Source organism: Halalkalirubrum salinum (genome assembly GCF_005543295.1).
Classification (GTDB): domain Archaea; phylum Halobacteriota; class Halobacteria; order Halobacteriales; family Haloferacaceae; genus Halalkalirubrum; species Halalkalirubrum salinum.
Map to the genome: position 1 here is coordinate 20,225 of NZ_SRSG01000032.1, position 22,778 is coordinate 43,002.

Annotated in this window: 23 protein-coding genes and 1 tRNA gene; 14 read left to right on the plus strand and 10 right to left on the minus strand. The window is 59.8% G+C overall.

What is annotated here, in order from left to right; all coding sequences use genetic code 11:
* Positions 1-96: 96 nt before the first annotated feature.
* The 5 genes from E5K03_RS11825 to E5K03_RS11845 all read right to left on the minus strand — a co-directional run bounded on the left by E5K03_RS11825 (position 97) and on the right by E5K03_RS11845 (position 4,587).
* Positions 97-603: a hypothetical protein gene (locus E5K03_RS11825; RefSeq protein WP_138007043.1), complete on the minus strand. Its 507-nt coding sequence runs from the start codon at positions 601-603 to the stop codon at positions 97-99.
* A 25-nt stretch (positions 604-628) separates the two neighbouring features.
* A complete protein-coding gene (locus E5K03_RS11830; protein WP_138007044.1) occupies positions 629-1,114 on the minus strand; it encodes a DUF2062 domain-containing protein in 486 nt (161 codons plus the stop codon).
* Positions 1,115-1,177: 63 nt separating this feature from the next.
* Positions 1,178-1,756: a response regulator gene (locus tag E5K03_RS11835; RefSeq protein WP_171006684.1), complete on the minus strand. Its 579-nt coding sequence runs from the start codon at positions 1,754-1,756 to the stop codon at positions 1,178-1,180.
* Positions 1,757-1,872: 116 nt separating this feature from the next.
* On the minus strand, positions 1,873-3,387 hold the full coding sequence (locus E5K03_RS11840) for a carboxypeptidase M32 (protein ID WP_138007046.1): 1,515 nt from the start codon (positions 3,385-3,387) through the stop codon (positions 1,873-1,875).
* 114 nt (positions 3,388-3,501) lie between these two features.
* The gene (locus E5K03_RS11845; protein ID WP_138007047.1) at positions 3,502-4,587 is read right to left on the minus strand and encodes a M20 family metallopeptidase; all 1,086 of its coding nucleotides are present in this window, start codon (positions 4,585-4,587) and stop codon (positions 3,502-3,504) included.
* 187 nt (positions 4,588-4,774) lie between these two features.
* On the opposite strand from E5K03_RS11845, the gene katG reads away from it, so the two are divergent.
* Both katG and E5K03_RS11855 read left to right on the plus strand, forming a co-directional pair.
* Positions 4,775-6,919, plus strand: a complete 2,145-nt coding sequence (gene katG / locus E5K03_RS11850) for a catalase/peroxidase HPI (RefSeq protein WP_138007048.1) — start codon at positions 4,775-4,777, stop codon at positions 6,917-6,919.
* A gap of 174 nt (positions 6,920-7,093) precedes the next feature.
* On the plus strand, positions 7,094-8,953 hold the full coding sequence (locus E5K03_RS11855; RefSeq protein WP_138007049.1) for a PINc/VapC family ATPase: 1,860 nt from the start codon (positions 7,094-7,096) through the stop codon (positions 8,951-8,953).
* An 8-nt stretch (positions 8,954-8,961) separates the two neighbouring features.
* Here E5K03_RS11855 and E5K03_RS11860 read toward each other — a convergent pair whose 3' ends face one another.
* Complete coding sequence (locus tag E5K03_RS11860) at positions 8,962-10,170, minus strand: outer membrane protein assembly factor BamB family protein (RefSeq protein WP_138007050.1); 1,209 nt, start codon at positions 10,168-10,170, stop codon at positions 8,962-8,964.
* Positions 10,167-11,195 (minus strand): M48 family metalloprotease, encoded by a 1,029-nt coding sequence (locus E5K03_RS11865; RefSeq protein ID WP_138007051.1) that lies wholly within the window; start codon positions 11,193-11,195, stop codon positions 10,167-10,169. Before E5K03_RS11865 ends, E5K03_RS11860 begins: the two co-directional genes overlap by 4 nt.
* A 209-nt stretch (positions 11,196-11,404) precedes the next feature.
* Between E5K03_RS11865 and citZ the strand changes: the two genes are divergently transcribed.
* Entirely contained in the window at positions 11,405-12,541 is a 1,137-nt protein-coding gene (gene citZ, locus E5K03_RS11870; protein ID WP_138007052.1) for a citrate synthase, read from the plus strand.
* A 33-nt stretch (positions 12,542-12,574) separates the two neighbouring features.
* Here the strand turns inward: citZ and E5K03_RS11875 are convergent, their stop codons facing one another.
* Positions 12,575-13,951, minus strand: coding sequence for an MATE family efflux transporter (locus E5K03_RS11875; RefSeq protein WP_138007053.1), 1,377 nt, complete (start codon positions 13,949-13,951; stop codon positions 12,575-12,577).
* 438 nt (positions 13,952-14,389) lie between these two features.
* Between E5K03_RS11875 and ilvA the strand changes: the two genes are divergently transcribed.
* A complete protein-coding gene (ilvA, locus tag E5K03_RS11880) occupies positions 14,390-15,601 on the plus strand; it encodes a threonine ammonia-lyase (protein WP_138007054.1) in 1,212 nt (403 codons plus the stop codon).
* A 131-nt stretch (positions 15,602-15,732) separates the two neighbouring features.
* On the opposite strand, the gene E5K03_RS11885 is transcribed toward ilvA, so the two are convergent.
* Positions 15,733-15,990 (minus strand): AbrB/MazE/SpoVT family DNA-binding domain-containing protein, encoded by a 258-nt coding sequence (locus E5K03_RS11885; protein WP_138007055.1) that lies wholly within the window; start codon positions 15,988-15,990, stop codon positions 15,733-15,735.
* 104 nt (positions 15,991-16,094) lie between these two features.
* Between E5K03_RS11885 and E5K03_RS11890 the strand changes: the two genes are divergently transcribed.
* The 4 genes from E5K03_RS11890 (at position 16,095) to E5K03_RS11905 (ending at position 18,706) form a co-directional block, all read left to right on the plus strand.
* The gene (locus E5K03_RS11890) at positions 16,095-16,475 is read left to right on the plus strand and encodes a Rid family detoxifying hydrolase (protein ID WP_138007056.1); all 381 of its coding nucleotides are present in this window, start codon (positions 16,095-16,097) and stop codon (positions 16,473-16,475) included.
* Positions 16,476-16,477: 2 nt separating this feature from the next.
* Positions 16,478-16,684, plus strand: coding sequence for a hypothetical protein (locus E5K03_RS11895; protein WP_138007057.1), 207 nt, complete (start codon positions 16,478-16,480; stop codon positions 16,682-16,684).
* 28 nt (positions 16,685-16,712) lie between these two features.
* Positions 16,713-16,793: transfer RNA gene (locus E5K03_RS11900), tRNA-Ser, on the plus strand.
* 755 nt (positions 16,794-17,548) lie between these two features.
* Positions 17,549-18,706: a hypothetical protein gene (locus E5K03_RS11905; RefSeq protein ID WP_138007058.1), complete on the plus strand. Its 1,158-nt coding sequence runs from the start codon at positions 17,549-17,551 to the stop codon at positions 18,704-18,706.
* Between the two features lie 72 nt (positions 18,707-18,778).
* Here the strand turns inward: E5K03_RS11905 and E5K03_RS11910 are convergent, their stop codons facing one another.
* Positions 18,779-19,102: a DUF7344 domain-containing protein gene (locus E5K03_RS11910; protein ID WP_138007059.1), complete on the minus strand. Its 324-nt coding sequence runs from the start codon at positions 19,100-19,102 to the stop codon at positions 18,779-18,781.
* Between the two features lie 511 nt (positions 19,103-19,613).
* On the opposite strand from E5K03_RS11910, the gene E5K03_RS11915 reads away from it, so the two are divergent.
* The 6 genes from E5K03_RS11915 to E5K03_RS17740 all read left to right on the plus strand — a co-directional run bounded on the left by E5K03_RS11915 (position 19,614) and on the right by E5K03_RS17740 (position 22,662).
* The gene (locus E5K03_RS11915; protein ID WP_138007060.1) at positions 19,614-20,393 is read left to right on the plus strand and encodes a hypothetical protein; all 780 of its coding nucleotides are present in this window, start codon (positions 19,614-19,616) and stop codon (positions 20,391-20,393) included.
* Positions 20,394-20,648: 255 nt separating this feature from the next.
* Positions 20,649-20,894 (plus strand): PRC-barrel domain containing protein, encoded by a 246-nt coding sequence (locus E5K03_RS11920; protein ID WP_138007101.1) that lies wholly within the window; start codon positions 20,649-20,651, stop codon positions 20,892-20,894.
* 436 nt (positions 20,895-21,330) lie between these two features.
* Positions 21,331-21,624, plus strand: coding sequence for a hypothetical protein (locus E5K03_RS11925; RefSeq protein WP_240730015.1), 294 nt, complete (start codon positions 21,331-21,333; stop codon positions 21,622-21,624).
* 69 nt (positions 21,625-21,693) lie between these two features.
* Complete coding sequence (locus tag E5K03_RS17270; protein WP_171006685.1) at positions 21,694-21,864, plus strand: hypothetical protein; 171 nt, start codon at positions 21,694-21,696, stop codon at positions 21,862-21,864.
* Between the two features lie 55 nt (positions 21,865-21,919).
* Positions 21,920-22,189, plus strand: coding sequence for a DUF7383 domain-containing protein (locus E5K03_RS11930; RefSeq protein WP_138007061.1), 270 nt, complete (start codon positions 21,920-21,922; stop codon positions 22,187-22,189).
* Positions 22,190-22,500: 311 nt separating this feature from the next.
* Positions 22,501-22,662 carry a DUF7383 domain-containing protein gene (locus tag E5K03_RS17740; protein WP_449267299.1) on the plus strand — a complete coding sequence of 54 codons (162 nt, stop codon included), beginning with the start codon at positions 22,501-22,503 and terminating at the stop codon, positions 22,660-22,662.
* The last annotated feature ends 116 nt before the right edge of the window (positions 22,663-22,778 follow it).

The window sequence follows — 22,778 nt, forward strand, 5'->3', positions numbered from 1 at the left end:
GGCCCTCGCTGAAGTACTCGTAGGTAGATTCATCGATCGGTGTATATCTTCTGGTCGGTCGCCGCAATGGTCGGTGACACAACCTATCGATTGCCACTAGTACCGAGCAACCGCGTCGACGATCCCGATCGTCTGGCCGATCCCAACGATCGCCAACCCGATCGGCATGGCCACCCCAGCAACACCAAGCAGGCCGATCGTATAGGAGAGTGCCCCGACGATCGACCCGATCGCACCGAGAACGTACGGCCACGCATTCGCGTCCATCGCCAGGGCGGTGTAGCCGTAGCCGATCGCCGGCAAAAGCATCCAGCCGTACAGCGCAACCGCGAGCAACGCCGCCCCGCCTGCCGACCACAGGCCCACGACGCCCGCGGCAGTGACAACGAAGCCGGCAGTCACAACCAGCCACCACGCCTGAAGTACGCCGGTGCGCATCTCCGCACGGCCGGTAATCGAAAAGAGCGCGAGCAGCGCCGCCATGATCGCGTGGCCGATGAGTGCGGTTCGATTACTGATTACGCCGAAATGGAAGGCGATCGCAAATCCCCACGCCGCCGGAACCAACCCCGCCGGAGCGTACTCTCTGAATCGTCTGAACATACCGACTGTTTCTCACGACAGCCAATCAGTTTCCCGCCTCGGCGTGCTCGGCGTTCGATTGCCCGCCGTTGCGGGCGCGGTAGCCGATCGTTAGCTTTCGAACAAGTAGGTAGCTGACAATGGAGAGAACCGTCGCGATAATGAGGTTCCCGATGAGTATCCGCCGAACGATGTTGACCGCCGCGTCGAGCAACACGATGTTGAACGGTTCGACGGTTCGCGGCGAAAAGAAAAACCCGCTTATTTGATAGCTCGCCGCGTGGACAAACGGCTTCGTTGCGGGGTTGAGGACGATCGCCGCGGCGATGAGCGCGAGCTTGTTGACCCAACTGAAAAAGTACGCGAGGACGACGAACACCCCGTACCCGAGTCCAAGCGTCGGCAGGGTCGTGATGAATATCCCGATCGCGAAGCTGAGTCCGATCTCGTGAGGCGTGTGTGACTCGTTGAACGCCGCCTCGAGTGCCGATCGGACCCGCGCGCGATACGCCGCAAGCCGCCCTTTGAGCATCTACTGTCCTGCTACGTGTACGAGGGCAAATAGTTGCCGGACACAGCCCACGCATAGTCGAGATTATCGAGTGAATTCGGTGACGAGCGACGACAGCGCCGGATTCGGATCATCGAGCGCCGCCATTGCTTCGGCCGCCCGATCGGATAGCTCCGCAACCCGCTCTTCGGCGGCCTGATACGCCGGGTCAGACTCGATACCAACCACTGCTGCTTCCGACCGCAGCGTCCGGAGCTTCGCAGAAAGCGCGAAATACTCTCTGACCGCACAGTCAAACGAACGCAGCGCGAGGAGCTGGTCGACGGTTCGGGTGGCAGTTTCGCGATCGATCGGCTTGCACACGTAGGTGTCGAGCGGCATCGAGAGAATATCGACTGAGGGGACGTCAGCGCTGACCATTCCAACGGGACACGACGACTCCGCGCGGATCGACCGGAGTATCTCCTCACCAGATGCTTCCGGAAGCTGTCGATCGAGCAAGGCTGCCTGGACCGTGTCATCGAAGCAGTCTATCGCCTCCGTCCCATCCGCAGCGAGTCGGAGATCAATGCGATCGCCTAGCCAGAGGCCATACAACTCGCGGAGTCCCGGCTCATCCTCCGCGATCAATAGCGGGCCGCCGCTGAGCGTGTCAGTTGACATGATGGGCGTAGAGCACGTCTCGAATACACGATTGTCCCGAGGGGATATGTATTTTGCCGGCGATCTATGACTGCCGAGATTGCGATCGTCGCCTGATCGCATATATGTACTCGAACCTATAAGTCATATAGTTCGTCGTACTTTTCGGTCACGTACTGGAGGAAATACGAGGCCGAGAAGTCCTCACCGGTCGCTTGGACGACGAGGTCATTCGTTTTGTACCGCTGTCCGTGTTGGTGAACGTTTTCGCGGAGCCACCCGGTGAGATCGTCGAACTCGCCGGCTCGAATGCGATCGTCGAGTGACCCAACATCGTCCTCGGCGGCTGCAAAGAGCTGGGCGGCCATCACGCTGCCGAGCGAGTACGTCGGGAAGTACCCAAAGCTGCCGTGGCTCCAGTGGATGTCCTGCAGACAGCCGACTGAGTCGGTTTCAGGACGAATGCCGAGGTACTCCTCGTAGAGATCGTTCCAGCGATCGGGCACGTCCGCAACGTCGAGTTCGCCCGAGATGAGTTCGCGTTCGATCTCGAAGCGGACGATAATGTGCATGTGGTAGGTCAACTCGTCGGCCTCGACGCGGATGAAGTTGTCCTCGTACACCTGGTTGGCCGCCTCGTAGGCCTCCTGGGCGGTGAGATCGTCGATGCCGTCGAAGTGGTCTTTGACTGTCGGGAGGACGTGCTCCCAGAACGGCTTCGATCGGCCGACGTGGTTCTCCCAGAGCCGCGACTGTGATTCGTGCACCGAGAGGTCCCGTGAGGTGCCGAGCGGCGTCCCAAAGTCGTCCTTCGAGAGCCCGAGATTGTACCACGCGTGGCCGAACTCGTGGATCGTCGCGGTCAGCGCCCCGAGCGGATCAGACTCGTCGAACCGGGTTGTCACGCGCGCGTCGAACTGGTTACCCGACGTGAACGGGTGCGAAGAGGTGTCGAGACGGCCGTGATCCCAGTCGTATCCGAGTGTCGAAAGCACGTCCCGCGAGAGTGCCTCCTGGGTTTCTTCGGGGAACCTGCCCGAAAACGCGTTTGTTGCCAGCGACGCGTCGGACGCGCGGATATCCTCGATGAGTGGGACGAGCGTCTCACGCAACTCTGTGAGGATGTCCTCAGCCTGATCGAGCGGCAACCACGGCTCGTAGTCCGCGAACAACACGGCGTAGGGATCGGCGTCGGGATCGATGTGCTCGGCGTACTCGCGTTTGAGCTCAACCAGCGTTTCGAGGTACGGCGCGAACGTCTCGAAGTCGTCGTCGGCCTTCGCAGACTCCCACGCGTTCAGCGCCTCGCTCGTCGTTTCGGAGATCTCCGCGACGAGCGCTGTCGGGACCCGCTCGGCTCGCTCATACCTGCGGCGGACCTCTCGGACAACTGCCGCCTGATCATCGGTGAGATCCGCATCGTCGAGTTCGTCGAGGAGATCGCCAACCTCGCCGTCGACGAGCAGTTCGTGCGACAGTGACGACAGCGTCGAAAGCTGCTTGGATCGGGCGGGCGTGCCGCCTGCGGGCATCATCACCTGTTGATCCCACGAGAGCACCCCCGAGGCGCTCTCGACAGCGGTGATTTGTTCAACCTCCGAGACGAGCTGCTCGTAGGCGTCTGGCGTTTTTTTGGGGGACTGTGTCGACATTATCCACATATGTGGGTTCGATCGGTATGAATCCGACGTATCCGGACGGCTGGGCGGGTGATCGTAGTGCAGTCCAACGGCGCAGCCGATCGCTGCTCGACACAAGCGGACCGATCAAAACCGTTCGGCGGCCGTCCGGTAGATCCGCTCACAGCGATCGAGAACGTCGATCGCCGCGCTCTCGGTTTTCGTGTGCGCCTCGCCGGGTTCAGAGGCCCCACAGACGACACAGGAGACGCCAGCCTGCACGAGCCAGCCTGCGTCGGTCGCGTGTGGCTTCGTGACGTGCTCAGGAGACCTGTCTTGGACGTCAACCGCTGCGTTCAACACAAGTTGGGCAAATTCTTTGTCGTCACAGGCCATCGGCGGCAGATCCTGCTCGACGACATGCTCGACGCCGTCGATCGCCGCTGCCCGTGTGAGATCGGCGTACCCGCCAGGAACGGTTCGCTCGTCGATTGTCACCGTACACTCGTCAGGAACGACGTTCCAGGCGGTCCCGCCGTCGATCTTGGTGACGACGACACTGCCCTCGACCTGTGTACCGAATACCTCAGCGGTCGGCACACTGAGATCGCGAACGATGTCGACCGCATCGCAGGCCCGGTAGATCGCGTTCGTGCCTGCTTCGGGTTCGCTCGCGTGGGCAGCCGAGCCACGGGCGACGAGCGTGGAGGCACGCCGACCGCGGTGGGCGACAACCACGTCCGTCACGCCGAGTTTCGAGTAGTTCGTCGACCCTTCGGCGACGATCGCACAGTCGGGGGCGAAGCCCGCCTCGATCGCCGCGCGCGCACCAGTCCCGCCGATCTCTTCGCCGACAAAGCTGGCAAAGACCAACTCAACGTCAGGTGCAATCGCAGCGTCTCGAAACGCCAGCATCGACGCTGCCACCGCCCCCTTCATGTCGGCGGAGCCGCGGCCGTAGATCCGTCCGTCGCGGGTCTCAACGACGTACCTCTCGCCGTCGAGTTGTTCGGGCGCGGGCGGGACCACGTCGTGGTGGCCAACGAGCGCGAGCGATCGCTGTGGCTCTCCCGTACCGCTCCGACGCGCGATCACGTTGCCTGTCTCGTCGCGGGCCACAGCCGCGTTGGTTTCCGAGCGGAGCCACGACTCGATGCGATCGCCAGCGGCAGTCTCGTCCTCGTGACTCGGGATCGAAACCAGCTCGACAGTGAGTTCGGCGAGTTCGTTCACAGCCGTAGCTCGTCGCTGTGAGGCAAAACGGTTGTGCCGGCAGCCGAAAGAAGCGATACGCCATCGCGGTGGCCGCGATCGGGACGTGCGGTCGAACGGAGCAACAAGTGCCGCGCGATAAGGATGAAAACCGGTCAAAGCATAGGGATTCGAGGGATTTTATTGAAGGAAAACCCGAATATCGCTGATGAGTCAACCAGAGCAAGACTGGAAGCCGAACGAATTGGATTTAGATCCGCTTGACCAGAATGCCCGGGATTTCGGGCCGTATGACGAGGATTTCGACTACGCGTCGGCGTTTGAGACACTTGATTTCGAGGAAGTAAAATCTGATATCGAAGCGGTACTGACGACCTCACAGGACTGGTGGCCGGCCGATTACGGGCACTATGGACCGCTTATTATTCGGATGGCGTGGCATAGCGCAGGGACGTATCGTACCGGTGACGGGCGTGGTGGTGCCTCGGGTGGCACACAGCGTTTCGATCCGCTCAGTAGTTGGCCGGACAACGCGAATCTTGACAAAGCACGCCGACTCCTCTGGCCGGTCAAACAGAAGTACGGTCGGAAGCTCTCGTGGGCCGATCTGCTCGTCCTGTCCGGAAACGTCGCGATGGAGTCGATGGGCTTCGAAACCTTCGGCTTCGGTGGCGGCCGCGAGGACGAATTCAAGCCCGATGAGGGCGTTGACTGGGGCCCCGAAGAAGAGATGATGGAAGACAAGCGCCACGACGAGGAGGGGAATCTCATCGGAGATCTCGCTGCCGACCACATGGGCTTAATCTACGTGAACCCAGAAGGCCCAGGGGGCGAACCAGATCCGCTCGAGTCCGCGAAGTACATTCGACAGTCGTTTGATCGGATGGCGATGAACGACGAGGAAACTGTGGCACTCTGCGCTGGCGGACACACGTTCGGCAAGGTTCACGGTGCGAGCTCGGATTCGAACCTCGGCCCCGAACCCGAATCAGCACCCATCGAGCAACAGGGTCTCGGCTGGGAGAACGAATACGGCGACGGCAAAGGCGCCGACACAATTACCAGCGGCATCGAAGGCCCGTGGACTCAATCGCCGACCAGCTGGGATCTCGAATACGTCGATAACCTGCTCAACTACGAGTGGGAGCCACACAAAGGTCCGGGGGGTGCGTGGCAGTGGCGGCCGAAAGACGAGGAACTACAGGGCTCCGCAGCGCACGCCCACGATCCATCGGACAGTGCGACACCGATGATGCTGACAACTGATGTCGCACTGAAGCGCGATCCGGAGTATCGAGCGGTTCTTGAGCGGTTCCAGGAGAATCCGATGGCGTTTGGGATCGCGTTCTCGAGAGCGTGGTATAAGCTCATCCACCGCGACATGGGCCCGAAAGATCGATTGCTCGGTCCGGAAGTCCCAGACGAGGATATGCTCTGGCAAGATCCAACGCCTGCGGTCGACCACGAACTCGTCGGAGACGACGAAATCACGGAACTCAAAACAAAAATTCTCGACACAGCGCTATCTATTTCCCAGCTTGTCAAAACTGCCTGGGCGTCAGCGTCAACGTACCGTGACAGTGACAAACGCGGCGGAGCGAACGGAGCCCGAATTCGGCTTGAGCCACAGCGAAGTTGGGAAGTCAACGAACCGGCAGAACTCGAGGCTGTCCTCGAGACATTCGAACAGATCCAAGACGAGTTTAACAGTAGCCGATCCGATGACGTACGTATCTCGCTCGCGGATCTGATCGTCCTCGGCGGCAATGCGGCGATCGAGCAGGCGGCGCAAGAGGCCGGATACGATGTCGAGGTTCCGTTCGAACCGGGTCGGACCGACGCCCGCCAGGAGCAGACAGATGTCGAAGCCTTCCAGGCGTTGAAGCCGGACGCTGACGGCTTCCGCAACTACTACACTGAAGATGATGTGATGAACCGTTCGCCAGAAGCGTTGTTGGTCGACAAAGCGGACCTGTTGACGCTTTCGGCCACCGAGATGACGGCGCTGGTCGGTGGGATGCGCGCCCTCGATGTTACGTACCAAGATTCCAAGCGTGGTGTCTTCACTGACGAACCGGAGCGGTTGACAAACGACTTCTTCGAGGTTGTCCTCGATATGCGCTACGAGTGGGAGCCCACTGACGAGAAGGAACTCCACTTTGAGATCCGTGACCGCGAAACTGGAGACACGGTGTTCACCGGCTCGCGCGTGGATCTCGTGTTCGGATCGAACGCTCGACTGCGTGCCATTGCAGAGGTGTACGCTGCTGAGGATGGTGAAACGCAGTTTGTCCAGGACTTCGTCGATACCTGGAGTAAGATCATGAAACTCGATCGCTTCGACCTAGCGTAATCGCTCCGCTGTTCCACCCGTTAGCGACTCAAGCGGGTCAGTTCCCCAGACAGAAATCGTAGGATACCGCTTGTCGTCACGGTGACGTTTGACGCCAAAATCGGTCGATCGACGTTGCGTCCGGGATCGATCGCAGGTGGACATCCTTATTCGTTCGCCGACATTAGGACAGATATGAACGTTGTGCCGGACACGAGCGCGGTAATTGACGGCCGCGTGTCCGAGCGGATCGCCGATGGTACCTACGAGGGCGCGCGAATACTCGTCCCCGAGGCCGTCGTCGGCGAGTTGGAATCGCAGGCAAACGCGGGCTACGACAGCGGCTGGGACGGCCTCTCGGAACTGCAGCGGCTCACGAGCCACGCCGAAGACGGAACAATCGAGGTCGAGTACGTCGGCCGCCGCCCACGCGCGGACGAACAGGAGGGCGCAGGCGAAGGCGACATCGATGCGCTCATCCGCGATCTCGCGGTCGAACACGACGCGACGCTGCTGACGAGCGACGTGGTCCAATCAGAGGTCGGCAAGGCCAAAGGCCTCGCCGTCGAGTACGTCGAACCGCGAATCCGCGGAGACGAAGAGCTCCCCATCATCGACTTCTTCACCGACGAGACAATGTCGGTGCACCTGAAAGCTGGGACGAAGCCAAAGGCCAAACGCGGCGCGCTCAGCGACATGCACTACGAGACGATCGACGACGAGGTCTCGACAGACGAACAGATGGCCGACTGGGCCGATGGGATCGAAACGCTGGCTCGAAAGAGCCGCGAGGGCTTCATCGAACTCTCCGAGCCGGGGATGAAGATCGTCCAGTACCGCGACTACCGGATCGCGATCGCCCGCCCGCCGTTTGCCGATGGGATCGAGATCACGGCGGTTCGGCCGATCGCAAAGACCACGCTTGACGACTACGAGTTCGCCGACGAACTGCGCGATCGGTTCCTCGAACGCCAACGCGGCGTGTTGATCTCGGGGGCACCCGGGGCCGGCAAGTCGACGTTCGCCCAGTCGGTCGCAGAGTTCCTCAACAACAACGACTACGCGGTCAAGACGATGGAGAAACCCCGCGACCTCCAGGTCGGTCCGGAGATCACCCAGTACACCGCCCTCGGCGGGGATATGGAGAAAACCGCCGACTCGCTGTTGCTCGTCCGACCGGACTATACGATCTACGACGAGGTCAGAAAGACGAAGGACTTCGGCGTATTCGCCGACATGCGGCTCGCTGGCGTCGGGATGGTTGGCGTCGTCCACGCCACGCGGGCGATCGACGCACTCCAACGGCTCGTCGGCCGGGTCGAACTCGGAATGATCCCACAGGTCGTCGACACCGTTGTCTACATCGAAGCCGGCGAGGTCCACACCGTCTACGACGTGGGCACAGAGGTGAAGGTCCCGTCGGGACTGACTGCCGAGGATCTCGCACGGCCAGTCATCCAGGTGACGAACTTCGCGACCGGTCGTCCCGAGTACGAGATCTACACGTTCAACCGCCAGGTCGTGACCGTCCCGCTCACTGACGAAGAGCCAGACGATACCGGAGTCGATCGGATCGCGAAAAAGGAGATCGAACGCGAGATCAAATCTGTCGCCCGCGGCCACGTCGAGGTCGAACTCCAGGGACAGAACACCGCCGTCGTCTACGTCGACGAAAACGACATCTCCTACGTGATTGGGAAGGGGGGCGGCCGAATCACCGAGATCGAAAACCGTCTCGGGATCGACATCGACGTTCGCACCCACACCGAAAAGCCGGCAGGATCCGGCGGCGTTGCTGGCGGAGACGGCGCCACCGGTAACGCTGTCGAACCACAGGGACAGATTGTCCAGCCGGAGATCACCTCCAGACACGTCGTGATCCGAATGGACGACCACGTTGGCGAAACCGTGGAGGTCCGCGCCGACGGCGAGTACCTCTTTACCGCGACAGTCAGCCGTGGCGGCGACATCCAGGTCTCACGAGGCTCTGCAATCGCCGAAGAACTGGAGGATGCGATCGATCGCAAGCGACAGATCACCGTCGTTCCCGCCTGAGCAGGGACCTACCTTCGATTTTGCAGCACGGACAACCGATTCCCTGGAGCCGATCGCATCCCGTGGAGTCGATCGCCGGCCCGAACGACGAGCACGTCGTCAATCAAGAACAACCCATCCACTTGGTCGAGGTCGTCGGGCAGCGGCGCATCCCAGCGCCGATCGCCCTCGGGAGAGATGCTGTACAGCCGCAATCCGGAACGGTCCGGGACGTTTCCGTAGCGATAGATCCCATTTTCGTCAGCGACAGTGCTGGTAATCGAGTCATAGCCGTCTCCGAGCGTCCAGTACTGCTCGCCGCTTTCGAGATCGTGCGCTGCGAGGCCGTCCTCGCTGTGGAGATAGATACGGTTGCCCCCGATGATCGGCCGATCGCGCCCGGTTTCGACCGGCTTCTCCCACCGAATTGATCCATCACCGACGGCGATCGCGTATACGCTTTCTGCGCCGGGAACAGAGACGATAATCGATCGATCCGTGACGATCGGGTCGGGCATCGAAACAGCATTTGCGTCAGGAACCGAACGGGTTGCTGTCCACAACTCAGTGCCGTCCGCTGGATCGAACCGGCGACACCGGATCTCCTCGCCGTCGATCGTCAGGCACGTGAATACGTCGTCAGTTGCAGCGATCGACGGGGTTTCGTCAACAGAATGGACCCACTGCTGCTCGCCGGTGTCATCGTCGAGACAGTGGACGGCTTCATTCTCGTCGGCACAGAAGACGTAGCCATCGCCGATGTCGATCGACCTCACAGGGCTCGGTTGCTCGACCAGCCACCGCTTTGGGTCCTCCTCGCGGCCGAAGGCTGCCGCAGCGATTCCACCGTCGATCGCCGGCACGTACACCCGATCGCCCACAGCAACCGGCTCACCGCGAAACTGTGGCTCGAATCGAATCGTCGAGGCCGATCCGTCGGGGGTGTACCGCGTCACGACTGTCTCCTCGGCGTCGATCCACTCCTCAGCGTCCCAGTCCATCCGCATCCCGGAGACGTTTCGCGCGGCGAAGACTGCGCCGTCACTGGCCACGACTTCAGCACTGCTAGCGATCCGTTGGGGATCGTTCCACACGAGTTCACCACCACCAGGCTGGTACCCACAGCCAGCAAGTCCACTCACTGCCGCCACAGCCGCACTCGTGAGAACCGATCGTCGAGAGCACGCACGCTCGCAGGTTGTCTGTGGCCGGTCGTCAGATAGGTGACGATCAGTCATGTTGTCTCACTTGCGAGCTCGCGGAGCCGATCGATCCGATCGCTGGTCGGTGGGTGCGTCTCCGGGAAGATGTCCGTGCTCACGAGTTCGGTCTCGTCAAACGTGCGTGCTTCGAGCGGGACGACGTACAGCGCCTCCGTGCCGCCGTCGAGCGCCCTGAGATCGCGATCAGGGATCGATTCCATGGTTCCGTCAATCGTCTCGAGCGCGGAAGCGAGCGCGAGCGGATCGCCGGTGAGCGCGGCCGAAGCCCGATCGGCAGCGTACTCGCGGTACCGCGACAGCACGCGGTGGACGAGCACGCTCGCGGCCCAAAACAGCGCCGAGATGGCGAGCGTGACGGCCGCCGAGATGGCGATCGCTGCGATCGCGGCGACAACCGCCCGGCCGTCGCCGTTGCTTCGACTCCTGCCGCCGCCGCTCCCGAGCAGACGAGTGAGTCCGTAGAGGACGTAGCCGGCGGCGATCGCGAGGTAGTAGGTGGCGGTCGGTAACAACCACGCAACCGTCATAACCGTCGCATCTCGGTTCCCGAGGTGGGCGAGTTCGTGGGCGAGGACGGCGTCGAGCTCGTCTCCAGAAAGCGTCTCGAGCAACCCAGTCGTGAGAATCAGCGTTCCCGAGCCGGAAATTCCCCCGACTGCACAGGCGTTCGGCGTGCTGTTCGTCGAAACACAGATCGTTGGGACTGGGATATCCGCCTGCCATGCGAGCCGCGTAACGCGCGCATGAAGCTCCGGGGATGTGTCCGGCTCGACGGGGCGTGCGTTGAGCGAGCCGGCAACGGTTCGCGAGCCGTATCGGAGCTGGATCGCGACGCCGACGATGACGACGATCGTCAGCGCGATCGGGTCAATGTAGAACTCACCGGGCCACGGGCGTTCTGTTACCCACTCTAACAGCGCAATCCCGATCGTGTTCGCTGCAAAAATAAACGTGTACGCGAACGCGAAAGGGAGGGAACCAACGAGGAGAGCTGCAAGGGCAATACGTACTCGGAGCTCCCGATCGGGACACCACTGCATCAAATATCACCGGACCAGCCGTGTGATCCGTCTATTCGCCTGGAGGGACATATGTTCGAGTGATTCTCACCGACACAAAAAAGTATATTGGCTGCGTTCTGGACCAGAAATCGAACGACGCATCGCCACTGACGCCGTCTTGTGAGGTGTTGGCAGATTACTTTCCCGAAAGATAACGCTTTTTTGAGCGCCCAAGGAACCCTTATAGCATGTCAGACGAGCTGAAGCGAGGACTGGAAGGCGTCCTTGTCTCGGAGTCCGATCTTAGCTACATCGACGGGGATGTTGGTAAGCTCGTATACCGAGGCTACGCGATCGAAGACCTCGCGCGCGACGCCAGCTACGAGGAGACCCTGTATCTACTATGGCACGACGAACTTCCCAACCGGGCACAGTTGGCGGCGTTCTCGGAGGCCATGGCAGCCGAGCGATCGTTAGACGACGGCGTGTTGTCAGTGATTCGTGAGATCGCCGCTGCAGACGAAGAACCGATGGCTGCGATCAGGACGATCGTCTCGTCGTTTTCGGCGTACGATGACGACGCGGACGCATCAACCGACGATCACGACGCGAACATCCACAAGGCGCGACGAATCACCGCCAAGACCGCGACCGCAGTCGCCGCGTACAATCGGCTTCGAAACGGTGAGGAACCTGTTGAACCCCGCAAGGACTTGAGCCACGCGGCGAACTTCCTCTACATGCTCAACGACGAGGAGCCCGACGACGTGCTCGCGGACACGTTCGACATGGCGCTCGTGTTGCACGCTGACCACGGCCTCAACGCGTCGACGTTCTCGGCGATGGTCACCGCCTCGACGCTCGCAGATCTGCACGCCTCGGTAACAGCGGCGATCGGCACCCTCTCGGGGAGCCTCCACGGGGGGGCAAACGCGAACGTCATGCGAATGCTCAAAGAGATCGACGACAGCGAGATGGACCCGATCGACTGGGTGAAAGACGCCTTAGATTCGGGACGACGGGTCGCTGGCTTCGGTCACCGCGTCTACAACGTCAAGGACCCGCGGGCGAATATCCTTGGGGAAAAAAGCGAGGCACTCGGGAAGGCCGCCGGTCAAACAAAGTGGTACGAGATGTCCGTCGAGATCGAAGACTACATTATCGACGAGAAGGGCATTGCGCCAAACGTCGACTTCTACTCGGCGTCGATGTATTACGTGATGGGCATTCCAATAGACCTGTACACCCCTATTTTCGCGGTCAGCCGCGTCGGCGGCTGGATCGCACACGTGCTCGAACAGTGGGAAGACAACCGCCTCATCCGACCGCGAGCCCGCTACACTGGCCCGATGGACGCCGAATTCGTCCCGCTGGACGATCGATAGCCGCTGCTGGTAATTAATCGACGACGAAACCAATTAATCGTCCGCGCCGACGCTCCCGCGTTCGTGCATCAGCTCTGCAGCACGGGTCGCCCAGTTTCCGTACCCAAACGCGACGACCACGAACAGCGCCATCCAGACGTACGCGAGAAAGACGCCGACGTACGCACCGAGAATCCCCCAACCGAGGACGTGGACAGCGAGGTATGAGAAGCCGACAAAGAAGCCGAACATCCCGGTGAGCCGAGCGAGAAACGGCACTCTGGTTTCGCTCGCGCCCTGCAGGGAGCCCGAAACGCCGATAAAGAGCGCGAGTGCTGGCGCGGAAAGTCCGTAGACGATCGCAAAGCGGGTCGCATAGAACAGCTCCTCGCCGTCGCCGCTGCCGAGCAGTCGGACGACTGGATCGGCCTGCCAGGCCAACACCAAGCCAATCGCGCCAACCGTACAGACCGACAGCGCAGCGACGGCCCAGCCGTTGAACCGCGCGGTGCGATCGTCACCGTCGCCCAGGGCCTGGCCGACGAGAATACTCGCGGCGACGTTGTAGCCGCGGCCGAGTGGTCCGGTCACCTGCTGGTAGACCCGCCGACCGATCTGGAATCCGGCGTTGGCCGCGTCGCCGAACCCCAAAAGCAGCGCGTTGAACGGAAATTCCGCGAGTTCGGCGACGAACCCCTCGGCCATTCGCGGCGCAGAGATGACGACGAGCTGTTTCGCGATCGTCAGGTCACGTGGCCAGACTGCGTTAATGCCAGACGCGGGCCGGTAGATCGCGACGAGCAACAGCCCGGCGGTGACAACGTTCGCTGTGGTCGTCGCGAGACCAACGCCGATTACGCCCAAGTCGGGGGCACCAAACAAGCCCAGTCCGAGGATCGCCGAGCCGGCAATGTTCACCGAATTCGCGAACACGTTGACGTACATCGGTGTCATCGTGTCACCGGTCCCTTGCAGCGCCCGTGCGCCAATCAGTGCGATGTGGCGCGCAGGAGCGGTTGCAAAGATAATCGCGAGATACACTGCGCCGGCCTGAACAGCCGCCTCGCTTGCAGGAAATAGCCCGATCGCGAACTCCCCAAACACGAACCCGAAGGCGACAAACGGGATTCCCAGGAGGAAGCCCAGGGTAAGCGCCTGAGTAATCGCCTCGCTGCGATTTGCCGTCGCACCGCTCGCGGTGTCTTGACTCGACAGCGCGATCGCGCCACCGCCGAGTCCCAGCCCGATCCGGAGCGGAAACCGCGCGTAGAGATCCGCAAGACCGATCGCAACGACCGCCGCCGGAGAGATGAGCGCAGTAACGATGATGTCGACCGTCCGCATCAGGGTCCGGAACGTCTGCTCGGCCATCACCGGCCACGCAAGCGCAAAGATCCGTCGCCAAACCCGGCGCACGCTCGAGAACTCCATGTAACCGTGATTCGGTATCCTGCCGTTTGATCGTATCGACCGACTCGCTGGGCAGACGATCGCGCGCTGGGCGTGACGGTATTCGCTCAGTGCGATCGGCGGGTTATGTACTGTTATTTCATGCCACAGACAGACGGCAGACGACCGTCATACGCAAAGAAAAACACCGCTTCGTCACTCGGTTTTCACTTTCACTCCGCGTTCCTCATCTTTATATAGGTGCCCGCCTTCAGTGCAATTGCACGTCACACGCGTGCATTCCCCCTTTCCCTTGCTTTTTGCGGATCACCCAGCCACCGAACAGCCGGTAGAGCAGGCTCTACCGAAAAGTCGTTGGCGTAATCTCTACCGAAAAGTTGTTAGTGTAGGCTCTACGGAAAAGTCGTTAGTGTAGGCTTCACCGAAAGCGATTAGCAATAGCCGACGGCATCCCCGGGTATGCTTTCGCTTTCGGATATCGAGGCCGCTCGCGATCGGATTGACGCGTTCGTCCGACACACACCGTTGGAGTACTCGTACACCTTCTCGGAGTGGACCGACGCGAACGTCCACCTCAAACTGGAGAACTTCCAGCGAACGGGCGCGTTCAAGATCCGAGGTGCGATGAACCGGATCGAAACGCTGACAGACGAGCAGCGATCGGCCGGCGTCGTAACTGCGAGTGCCGGCAACCACGCCCAGGGCGTCGCGCTGGCGGCCACGCGAGCGGGTGTCGACTCAAAGATTGTCATGCCCGAACATGCGCCGATCTCGAAGGTCAAAGCCACCCGGCGGTACGGCGGTGAGGTTGTGCTCTTCGGTGCGGACTACGACGAGGCACAGGCGAAAGCGCACGAGATCGAAGCCGAGGAGGGCCGGACGTACGTCCACGCCTTCGACGACGAGTACGTGATGGCCGGCCAGGGTACGATCGGCCTCGAAATCCTCGAAGACTGCCCAGACGTCGAGACAGTTATCGTCCCGATCGGCGGCGGCGGACTCATCTCGGGAATCGCAACGGCGATCAAAGCGATCGAGCCCGAGGTCCGAGTGATTGGCGTACAGGCCGAGGGTGCCTCAAGCGTCGCCGAATCGCTGCGTAAGGGAGAGATCCACCAGATCGAAGCAGTCGATACGGTTGCTGATGGGATCGCGACGCGATCGATCGGACAAAAGCCCTTCGAAATCATTCGTGAACGCGTCGACGAGGTCGTCACCGTCTCCGACGCCGAGATCGCACTCGCGCTTACGGTGCTGCTCGAACGGGAGAAGGCCCTCGTCGAGGGGGCTGGGGCGGTTGCGCTGGCGGCGCTTTTGTCTGGCGCGATCGACTACGAGCCGGACGAGACAATTGTCCCGGCGCTCTGTGGGGGCAACATCGATCTCAACGTGCTCACGACAGTGCTCGTCCGCGGACTGGTCCAGCTGGGGCGCTATCTCAAGATTCGGACCGTGTTGAAAGATCGCCCGGGCGCACTGCAGGGGTTAATCGATATCATCGCTGAACAACAGGCGAACATCTACGCGATCCATCACGATCGCACCTCCAAACGGATCGGCGTCAGCGACACCGAGGTCGAGATCGAACTGGAAACTCGCGGCGACGAGCACGTCGCCGAACTCGTCGCCACACTCGAAGCAGAGGGCTATATCGTCGACATTCTTGAGTGAACGATCTTCGACTACATGGCCCACAAATGCGAGCACGAACGCGCCTGATCACAACCGAAACGCTACAAGCCGGGGGAGTTGGCCGATCGCAGTCAGTAACGGCGGGATGCCCGGTGATCGTTACGCCTGTCTCATTCCCAGTCCGGAATGTCGCCAAGACACGCATCTGCCTCTTTCGAAACGCCGTCCATCGTGTCGTGGAATTTTCGAATGCGATCGGCTCGTTCGTGATATCCGGCTGCCAAATCCGCTTGCGTGATCGGCGGTTCGACAATGATTTTCCCCGATTTGGTGTAGATTTCCACGTCGTCGCCGCAGCTGATATCGAGCTCCTCACGCAGTTGCTTCGGAAGCGTGATCCGTCCAGAATCACTGATGCGTCGTTTCATTATGTCGATCGTACGTCGTCATACCACATCAATATTCAGACAAATATCTGATGGGATAAGAAGGGATACAACGATTTTAATCACTCCCAATCGAACGCTTGAGCATGAAACGAACGATCAGCACGGACGCCGCGCCGGATGCGGTCGGCGCGTACAACCAGGCAACGACGAACGGCGATCTGCTTTTCACTGCGGGACAGATCGCACTCACCCCGGACGGTGAATTACTCGCAGACGCTGACGTTGCGACACAGACCGAGCAGGCCCTTGAGAACGTGATGGCGATCCTCGATTCGGAGGGACTCGACGCGGGATCGATCCTGAAGATGACCGTGTACTTGGACGATATCGGGGATTTCGAGGCGATGAACGAGGTGTACGCGACGTACTTCGACGATGAGCCGCCGGCGCGCAGCGCGATCGAGGTCGGCGCACTCCCGAAGGGCGCAGCCGTCGAGATTGAGGCGATCGCAACGATCGAGTAGCCGTGGATCCCCGACAGAAATCGGCGGTCCTGTGGGGGCTCGTCGGTGCAATGGCGGTCGTCGTGGCCGCACAGGGATATCTGGTGGTTGGTGAATCGCTGCCGATCGGCATCGCTGCGGTTGTTTGGGTCGCGATCGCGGTTGGGATCGTGACGGCGATCGTGACGTATGCTGTCGAATATCGGCTGCTCGCGAAAGGAAGGACTTAAAATCCGCAAGGGGGTATCCACGGGTGGAGCCAGGATGGCCGAGTGGTAAGGCGCACGCCTGGAAAGCGTGTTCCCTCTGGGATCCAGGGTTCAAATCCCTGTCCTGGCGTCTTTTCGCGCGAACAACCCGACGAGCGAAGCGAGTCGGCGTGAGCGCGTGATAGACCTACTGACAGGGATTTGAATCAGGGAGCGAGCAACGCGAGCGATCGTGGTTCAAATCCCTGTCCTGGCGTTTTGCGACGAACAACCCTCGCGAGCACCGCCTCGCGTGTGCTCGCGATCGGTGAGTTGCCAACAACAAACGCAGGGATTTGAATGAGGGAGCAAGCAACGCGAGCGATCGTGGTTCAAATCTCTGTCCTGTCGCTTTTGGGCGAACAACGCGACGAGCGAAGCGAGTCGCCGTGAGCGCTTCGGAGTACATCTGACGGGGATTTGAATGAGGGAGCGAGCAACGCGAGCGATCGTGGTTCAAATCTCTGTCCTGGCGTTTTCGCCCGGATCAGCAACACCCAGCGATGCGACAATCTGATTGAGTCAATCCGAGCGGATAAAATAAAAATCTCTGGTGGAATCCGCCGGTACATGAGCGTGCAAACCCGATAAACCGACTCGGCAGCGATGGAACCGACCACTCGTCGCTCACGAATCTAGATAGTACACTGTCAGTTACCACCCGCACCAACCGAAAGATCACGGAGCGAGAGAACGACTAATGGCGGATAACAGAACGGAGACGCCTGAAGCGTGCCGCTCTCGCCTCCGGTCCATTGATCGTGGCACGACCGCCAGGACGGTCAAAGACTCATTTGACGTTAGAGAAAGGATATCCTTCGAGATCACCTACTGTCGGTCAGACCGATGAACGTCACGCGACGCAAGACTCTCTTAGCAACCGGAGGCATTCTCACCCTCGCCGGATGTATCGATAGCTCCGATGCAGGTGGCAATGGTAACGGAAACGAGACGGAAAACGGGGACAATAACGACGAAACCGTCGAGTACGACGTCTTCCAACTTGGACCGTCGCCCGGCCGCCCGCTGTGGCGGTATGGCCCAGACACCGGCTTCATCTCGCTCATCGAGTCAGAAGACTCCCGCCCTTGGATGGTCGATGACCCGACGGAGCTCGACGGGCTCGAGGAGTGGTTGGATGAGACGGACTTCGCGGAGTCGAACGTAATCTACGTCGAGACGATCGGCCCGAACACCTGCTACAGCGAGATCGATATCTCGGACGTGGCCATTGAGGATGGTGAGATCGTCGGCACCGCCGAGGCTAACGATACGAGCGGTGACGACGAGGGCTGCGGCGAGGCAGAGACCCACCCGTCAGCGCTCATCCGCGTGACCGGCGAGGAGCTGCCATCAATGGCGACGCTAACGGTCGTCGACGGACGTGGTGACGACAGCGACGTGGCCGCCGACGGCCTGCTCGTCGATCCGGAGTTCCTCCCGGGAACCGTCGTGCCGCCCGGCGATCCCGTGCCCGTCGAATCGCTCGAGTGCGACGAAGAGGAGTTTACGCGGCACTGGGGGCCAGACAGTGAGGTCGCCCGCGGCGAGGCTGAAGACAAAGATGGCGAGGCAACGTTCGCTATGCGCGTTCACGCGGGCCAGCCATCGGGCGGCTACGACGGCGTCACCGACGAGGAGTCGCCCGAGTTCGAGCGTGGCGACGAGGTCACGGTGACAATGTGGAACGTCTCCGACGAGATGCACGGCACGGGCAACCGCCACAAGTATAGCCTACAGGTGCTGACCGAGGACGGTTGGCAGGACATCCGCGGCGCGTCGAGCGACCGGGCGTTCGAGTACACCGACGAAGGGGTCGTTCACCGCCCCGGCGAGGGCTTCGAGTGGACGTTCAGGATGACTGAGGAGGGGGTTATAGAGGACGGGCACTACCACGAAGATGACTTGGAGGTCTGCCCGGGGCTACCCGCTGGCCGCTACCGCTTTGCCTTCCACGAGGCCGGGGACGACCCACTCGCCGGCGAGTTCGACTACATCGGATAATCGGGCGGTTGAGGAGACTACCTACGAGCGTCAGGAACACGAAGCGAATCTTTAGAGCCAGTTTGCGGGCAGTTAATTTTCATGGGCAACCATGAGATCAACCATGAGATCGATCAGCGGTTCGATCTCTTCGAATCGCGGACCTCGTGTCACGATCTGTTGCTTTTGGTCCCAGTTGATGAATCCGGAATCGGCTAATTTTGGGAGGTGAATGTGGATCAAGGTGATAGTCTCGTTATCGAGTTCATCGTTGCCTGTCAGCTCTTCAAGTTCGAACTCGTCTTCATCTCGTGGGCTTCGGGTATGGAGTCGAGTGATAATCCGCCGGCGGTGGGGATGGCTCAATATCTCCAGCAATTCACCGAGATCGTCTGCTTTCTTTGGTTGTCGTGGCATATTGGTGGGTTCTGATTCCAGAACTCCTGCCTTGCGTGTGGATCACGCAAATGAACCGGCGTTAAAGATACCCACCGACGTTCATCACCTCCTATAGAATCAGGAAGGAGTAGCTTTCCAGTTGTAGGTACGAGTCCTAGGTTCGCTCTCCATACGTGTAACACCCACTTGTTACTCCCAAAATCACAGATGACAATTTTTCGAACTCAAACACTACACCAATGGATATGTGAATTGTATAAATGGCTCAGCTCAACTGACAGTGGTGATTCACCAACAGCCGACTCGCGCGCTGTATTCAGCAGCACCTCTGAGATATCTTCATTTTCTGTCCGAAGTTGCGTGCGCGATACAGACGCGTGCAGTCAGCACGGAGACTGCGTTATGTTCCCGAATAAAATGTGAATTAGTCGTGGGAGCGTTTCTGCGTACTGACTGGGCATCGGTACGTCAGCCGGGCTTGTGGATGGATTTAAATATACACATACTAAGGGTCGGTAATACCATCCTAATGGACCCCACATCGGCTGTCGACATCGACTCGGATCCCCGGATAACTGGCGAGTACATGCGTCAGGTATCGAGTAAGGACGGTCTACTCACATTGGTCGGCGTCGTCCACGACCATCCAGCAAGTACGTACCGCGTTCGACAGGTAGTCACGGAACTCAACCCCGAAGTACTCGCGTTGGAACTGCCGCCGATTTCGATACCGCTATTCGAGCAGTACGCCAGCACCGACCGATGCCCACCCGTCTTCGGCGGCGAGATGAGTGCGGCGATTCAAGCCGCCGACACGGACACTACTGTCGGGATCGACCGACCGACCGGCGGCTTCTTCCAACGGCTAGCACGGAACCTACTTCGGGAACGGCCATCGCTACAGACGGTTCGAAACGTAATCTCGGCTTCCGTCAGAATAACGAAACACGCGATTACCTGCCGTGCTGCGGCGGCTATCGGCGCACGCACATCAATCCGACTGGAAGTCGATTCCCCGTTCACACACGATATCGACTGGACGGACGCACCCGACGATCAGGCACGCGACGAGCGCAAGCAGGTTCGTCGTTCCCGCTCATTTATGAATGCGTTTCAGACTGCGAGTCGTGCTCAGGCCTCTCGACTCGAAGATGTGGCCAGAGAAGAAGAGATGGCCGCTCGACTCTTACAGCTTCGCGAGGAAGGAAACATCGTCGCCGTGGTCGGTATCGATCATCTCGACTCGATAGCCGAACGGCTGAATCCAGTGGGTGAAGCTGCCTCATCCGACGGCGCCCGCGATCAATAGCCCGCCCAGACAGACGTTTCGACGGCATCGAATTGGTGCCGGCGTTCGTGTGACTATCCATCTACGATATCATTACTTCGCCTATCCCACAGTATACCCAAGAGAGCGATCGTTCGTAAACATCTCGGACAGTCCGAATCTGTTGGTTGACGGGTATGTACGAATACCTGGACTGGTGTAACGCGGGTCTACCAATCCTCCGTTTCAGATATCACCGTTATAACAATATTCACACGAGTAATGGACTTGAATGCAATGGAGCGAGACCACGTAACTGATGACGACGAAGGCAAAGCAGTAGTTGACTCTCACGGGGAAAAGATCGGGATGATCACCGAGGTCAGATCCGGTACCGCGTACGTAGATGCGGACCCGGGCATCGCTGAGACCATCCGCTCGAAACTCGGCTGGGGCAAGGCCGACCAGGACGACTATCCCCTCGAGAATACCCGCATACATACAATAACCGACGATGAGGTGCGACTCAAGGACGACTTCTAGGCCGAGCCTCCACAAGAGACTCCAAGACAGTGGTGTTGTGTGTCAAGCTTCCGAACTCACTTCGGCAACGCAGTGTCTTGGCTGATCAAATCTGATTGTATCTGTAGTGTGAGATACGCGCTGTGTATTCAGGAGAGCAACAGTATTCTATCACCGGCAGATGATTTCAACAGAGCAAAAACAAACAGAGACAGTAGTTCCGCGGTCTGTAGCCGCAACTGCCGTGTTTTTGTGCTACACGCTAATTGGACGCAATGTCAGGAACCCGCGACTGAAGTCGTGGGTTCCCGCCTTGAATCTCTAAACTAGATCGACATCGACAAGATCGGAAGCAGCATCCAGCCCCCAGCAGTGATGCGAAAGCTCGCGAAGCCGCTCGGACTCACCAGCGTCGCGATCAACTACGACGAACTCGAACCGGGCGATAGCTACGCGTTTGCGTACCACAAGGTCGATATCGATCGGCCCCGGTGAGGCCGTTCGGTTCGATCGCGAGGAGTTCCAGCGGGGATGGAATCGCGGTGAAGAACGGGTTCGCACGCTGGCGATCGGGGCACAACTCGAGTACGGTCAACAGACGAAACTGCACCACTGTCAGCCCTGCGAGGAGGAGACGGAGGCACAGCTAACATGCGCAGAAGACGAAGCGGCGACGATCGCCCGCTGTGTGGTCTGTGGAGCCGAAACTGGGAGATGGTACAAAGGATCCATGGAGGGAGAAGTCCCGTAGTGGGCCTCAAATAGTAAATATTGCTCGTACAAAGCTTCTTTATCATGGGAATCACTAACATATACTGCGATGCCAGACACCAAATCCGGTCGGGAACGAAAGGGACGCAACAAGCGTGCACAGCTCGAACGCCAGCTCAACAAGCAGGAGTTGCGGGCGCTCGAAGGCGAGGAAGAGCCCCCCGAACCGGCAGAACCTGACTCAGAGTTCCTCACCGAACCCGACGAACTCGACGAGTAGCTGACCGATCGCGACACCCCTCGGTCTTATTCTGTCTGCATTCGTACCACGAGTCGTGCAACCGCGAGCGACCGACGAAACGGCATTTTTCGGCGAACAGCTCGGCCCTGACGACGTCCGCCTCGCACTCGAGTGGGCGGAGTACGTCGGCGATGAGACGCGTGAGGTGACGATCAACATCGACGGCGAGCCGACTGATGGACTGTTCGGCCTCCAGGCGTTCGAAGTGGGAACGTACGGCCACGAGGTCGTGATCAACGGCGAGCCGCTGTCAGGGTTGCGTAACAGCTACAAAAATAGGAGTAAACAGTATCTAATAGTATGATTCATACTCGAAAGTATTACTAGTACCTGTAGCGAAGCTACAAGAGTCACATGGCCCTCAAACACGGTCTATACGAACGTTCAGGAGGGTTTTGTGACATTCCACACTCTAGCAAGCCGTTCCGCTGGAGTGCGTGCTTCGATGAAGCGTCCTGCACGTTGTTGGTGCTGGGAACGTCACTTGAAGGATATCCCTCCGGTCGCCCGGTGCGTCCCGCCAGAAGCACGAAAATAGAAAGTAGCAACGTAGTGAGGCCCAGCCACTCACAGCAAAATACTGCTGATTGCTACCGAAAATAGGAACGGTTCGACATCCCACCGAACGACGGCTGGCAGCACTGGATGGATGCGCTCACAGGCGCAGCACTCCAATCGGGCGAAAACACGATCAAGATCGTTCGTGACCCGGGAAGCGACGACGCCTTTGCGATCGGCACGATAGTCCTCCAGTGGCAGGATAGCACCGACAAGTGACCACAAGAGAATCCAGTTGTCGATCGGCGATCACAATAGTATTCCACTGCTGACCGGTGACCACAACAGTATTCGACTGTTAAGCAGTGACTGCAACGACCGACTACCACCGATCG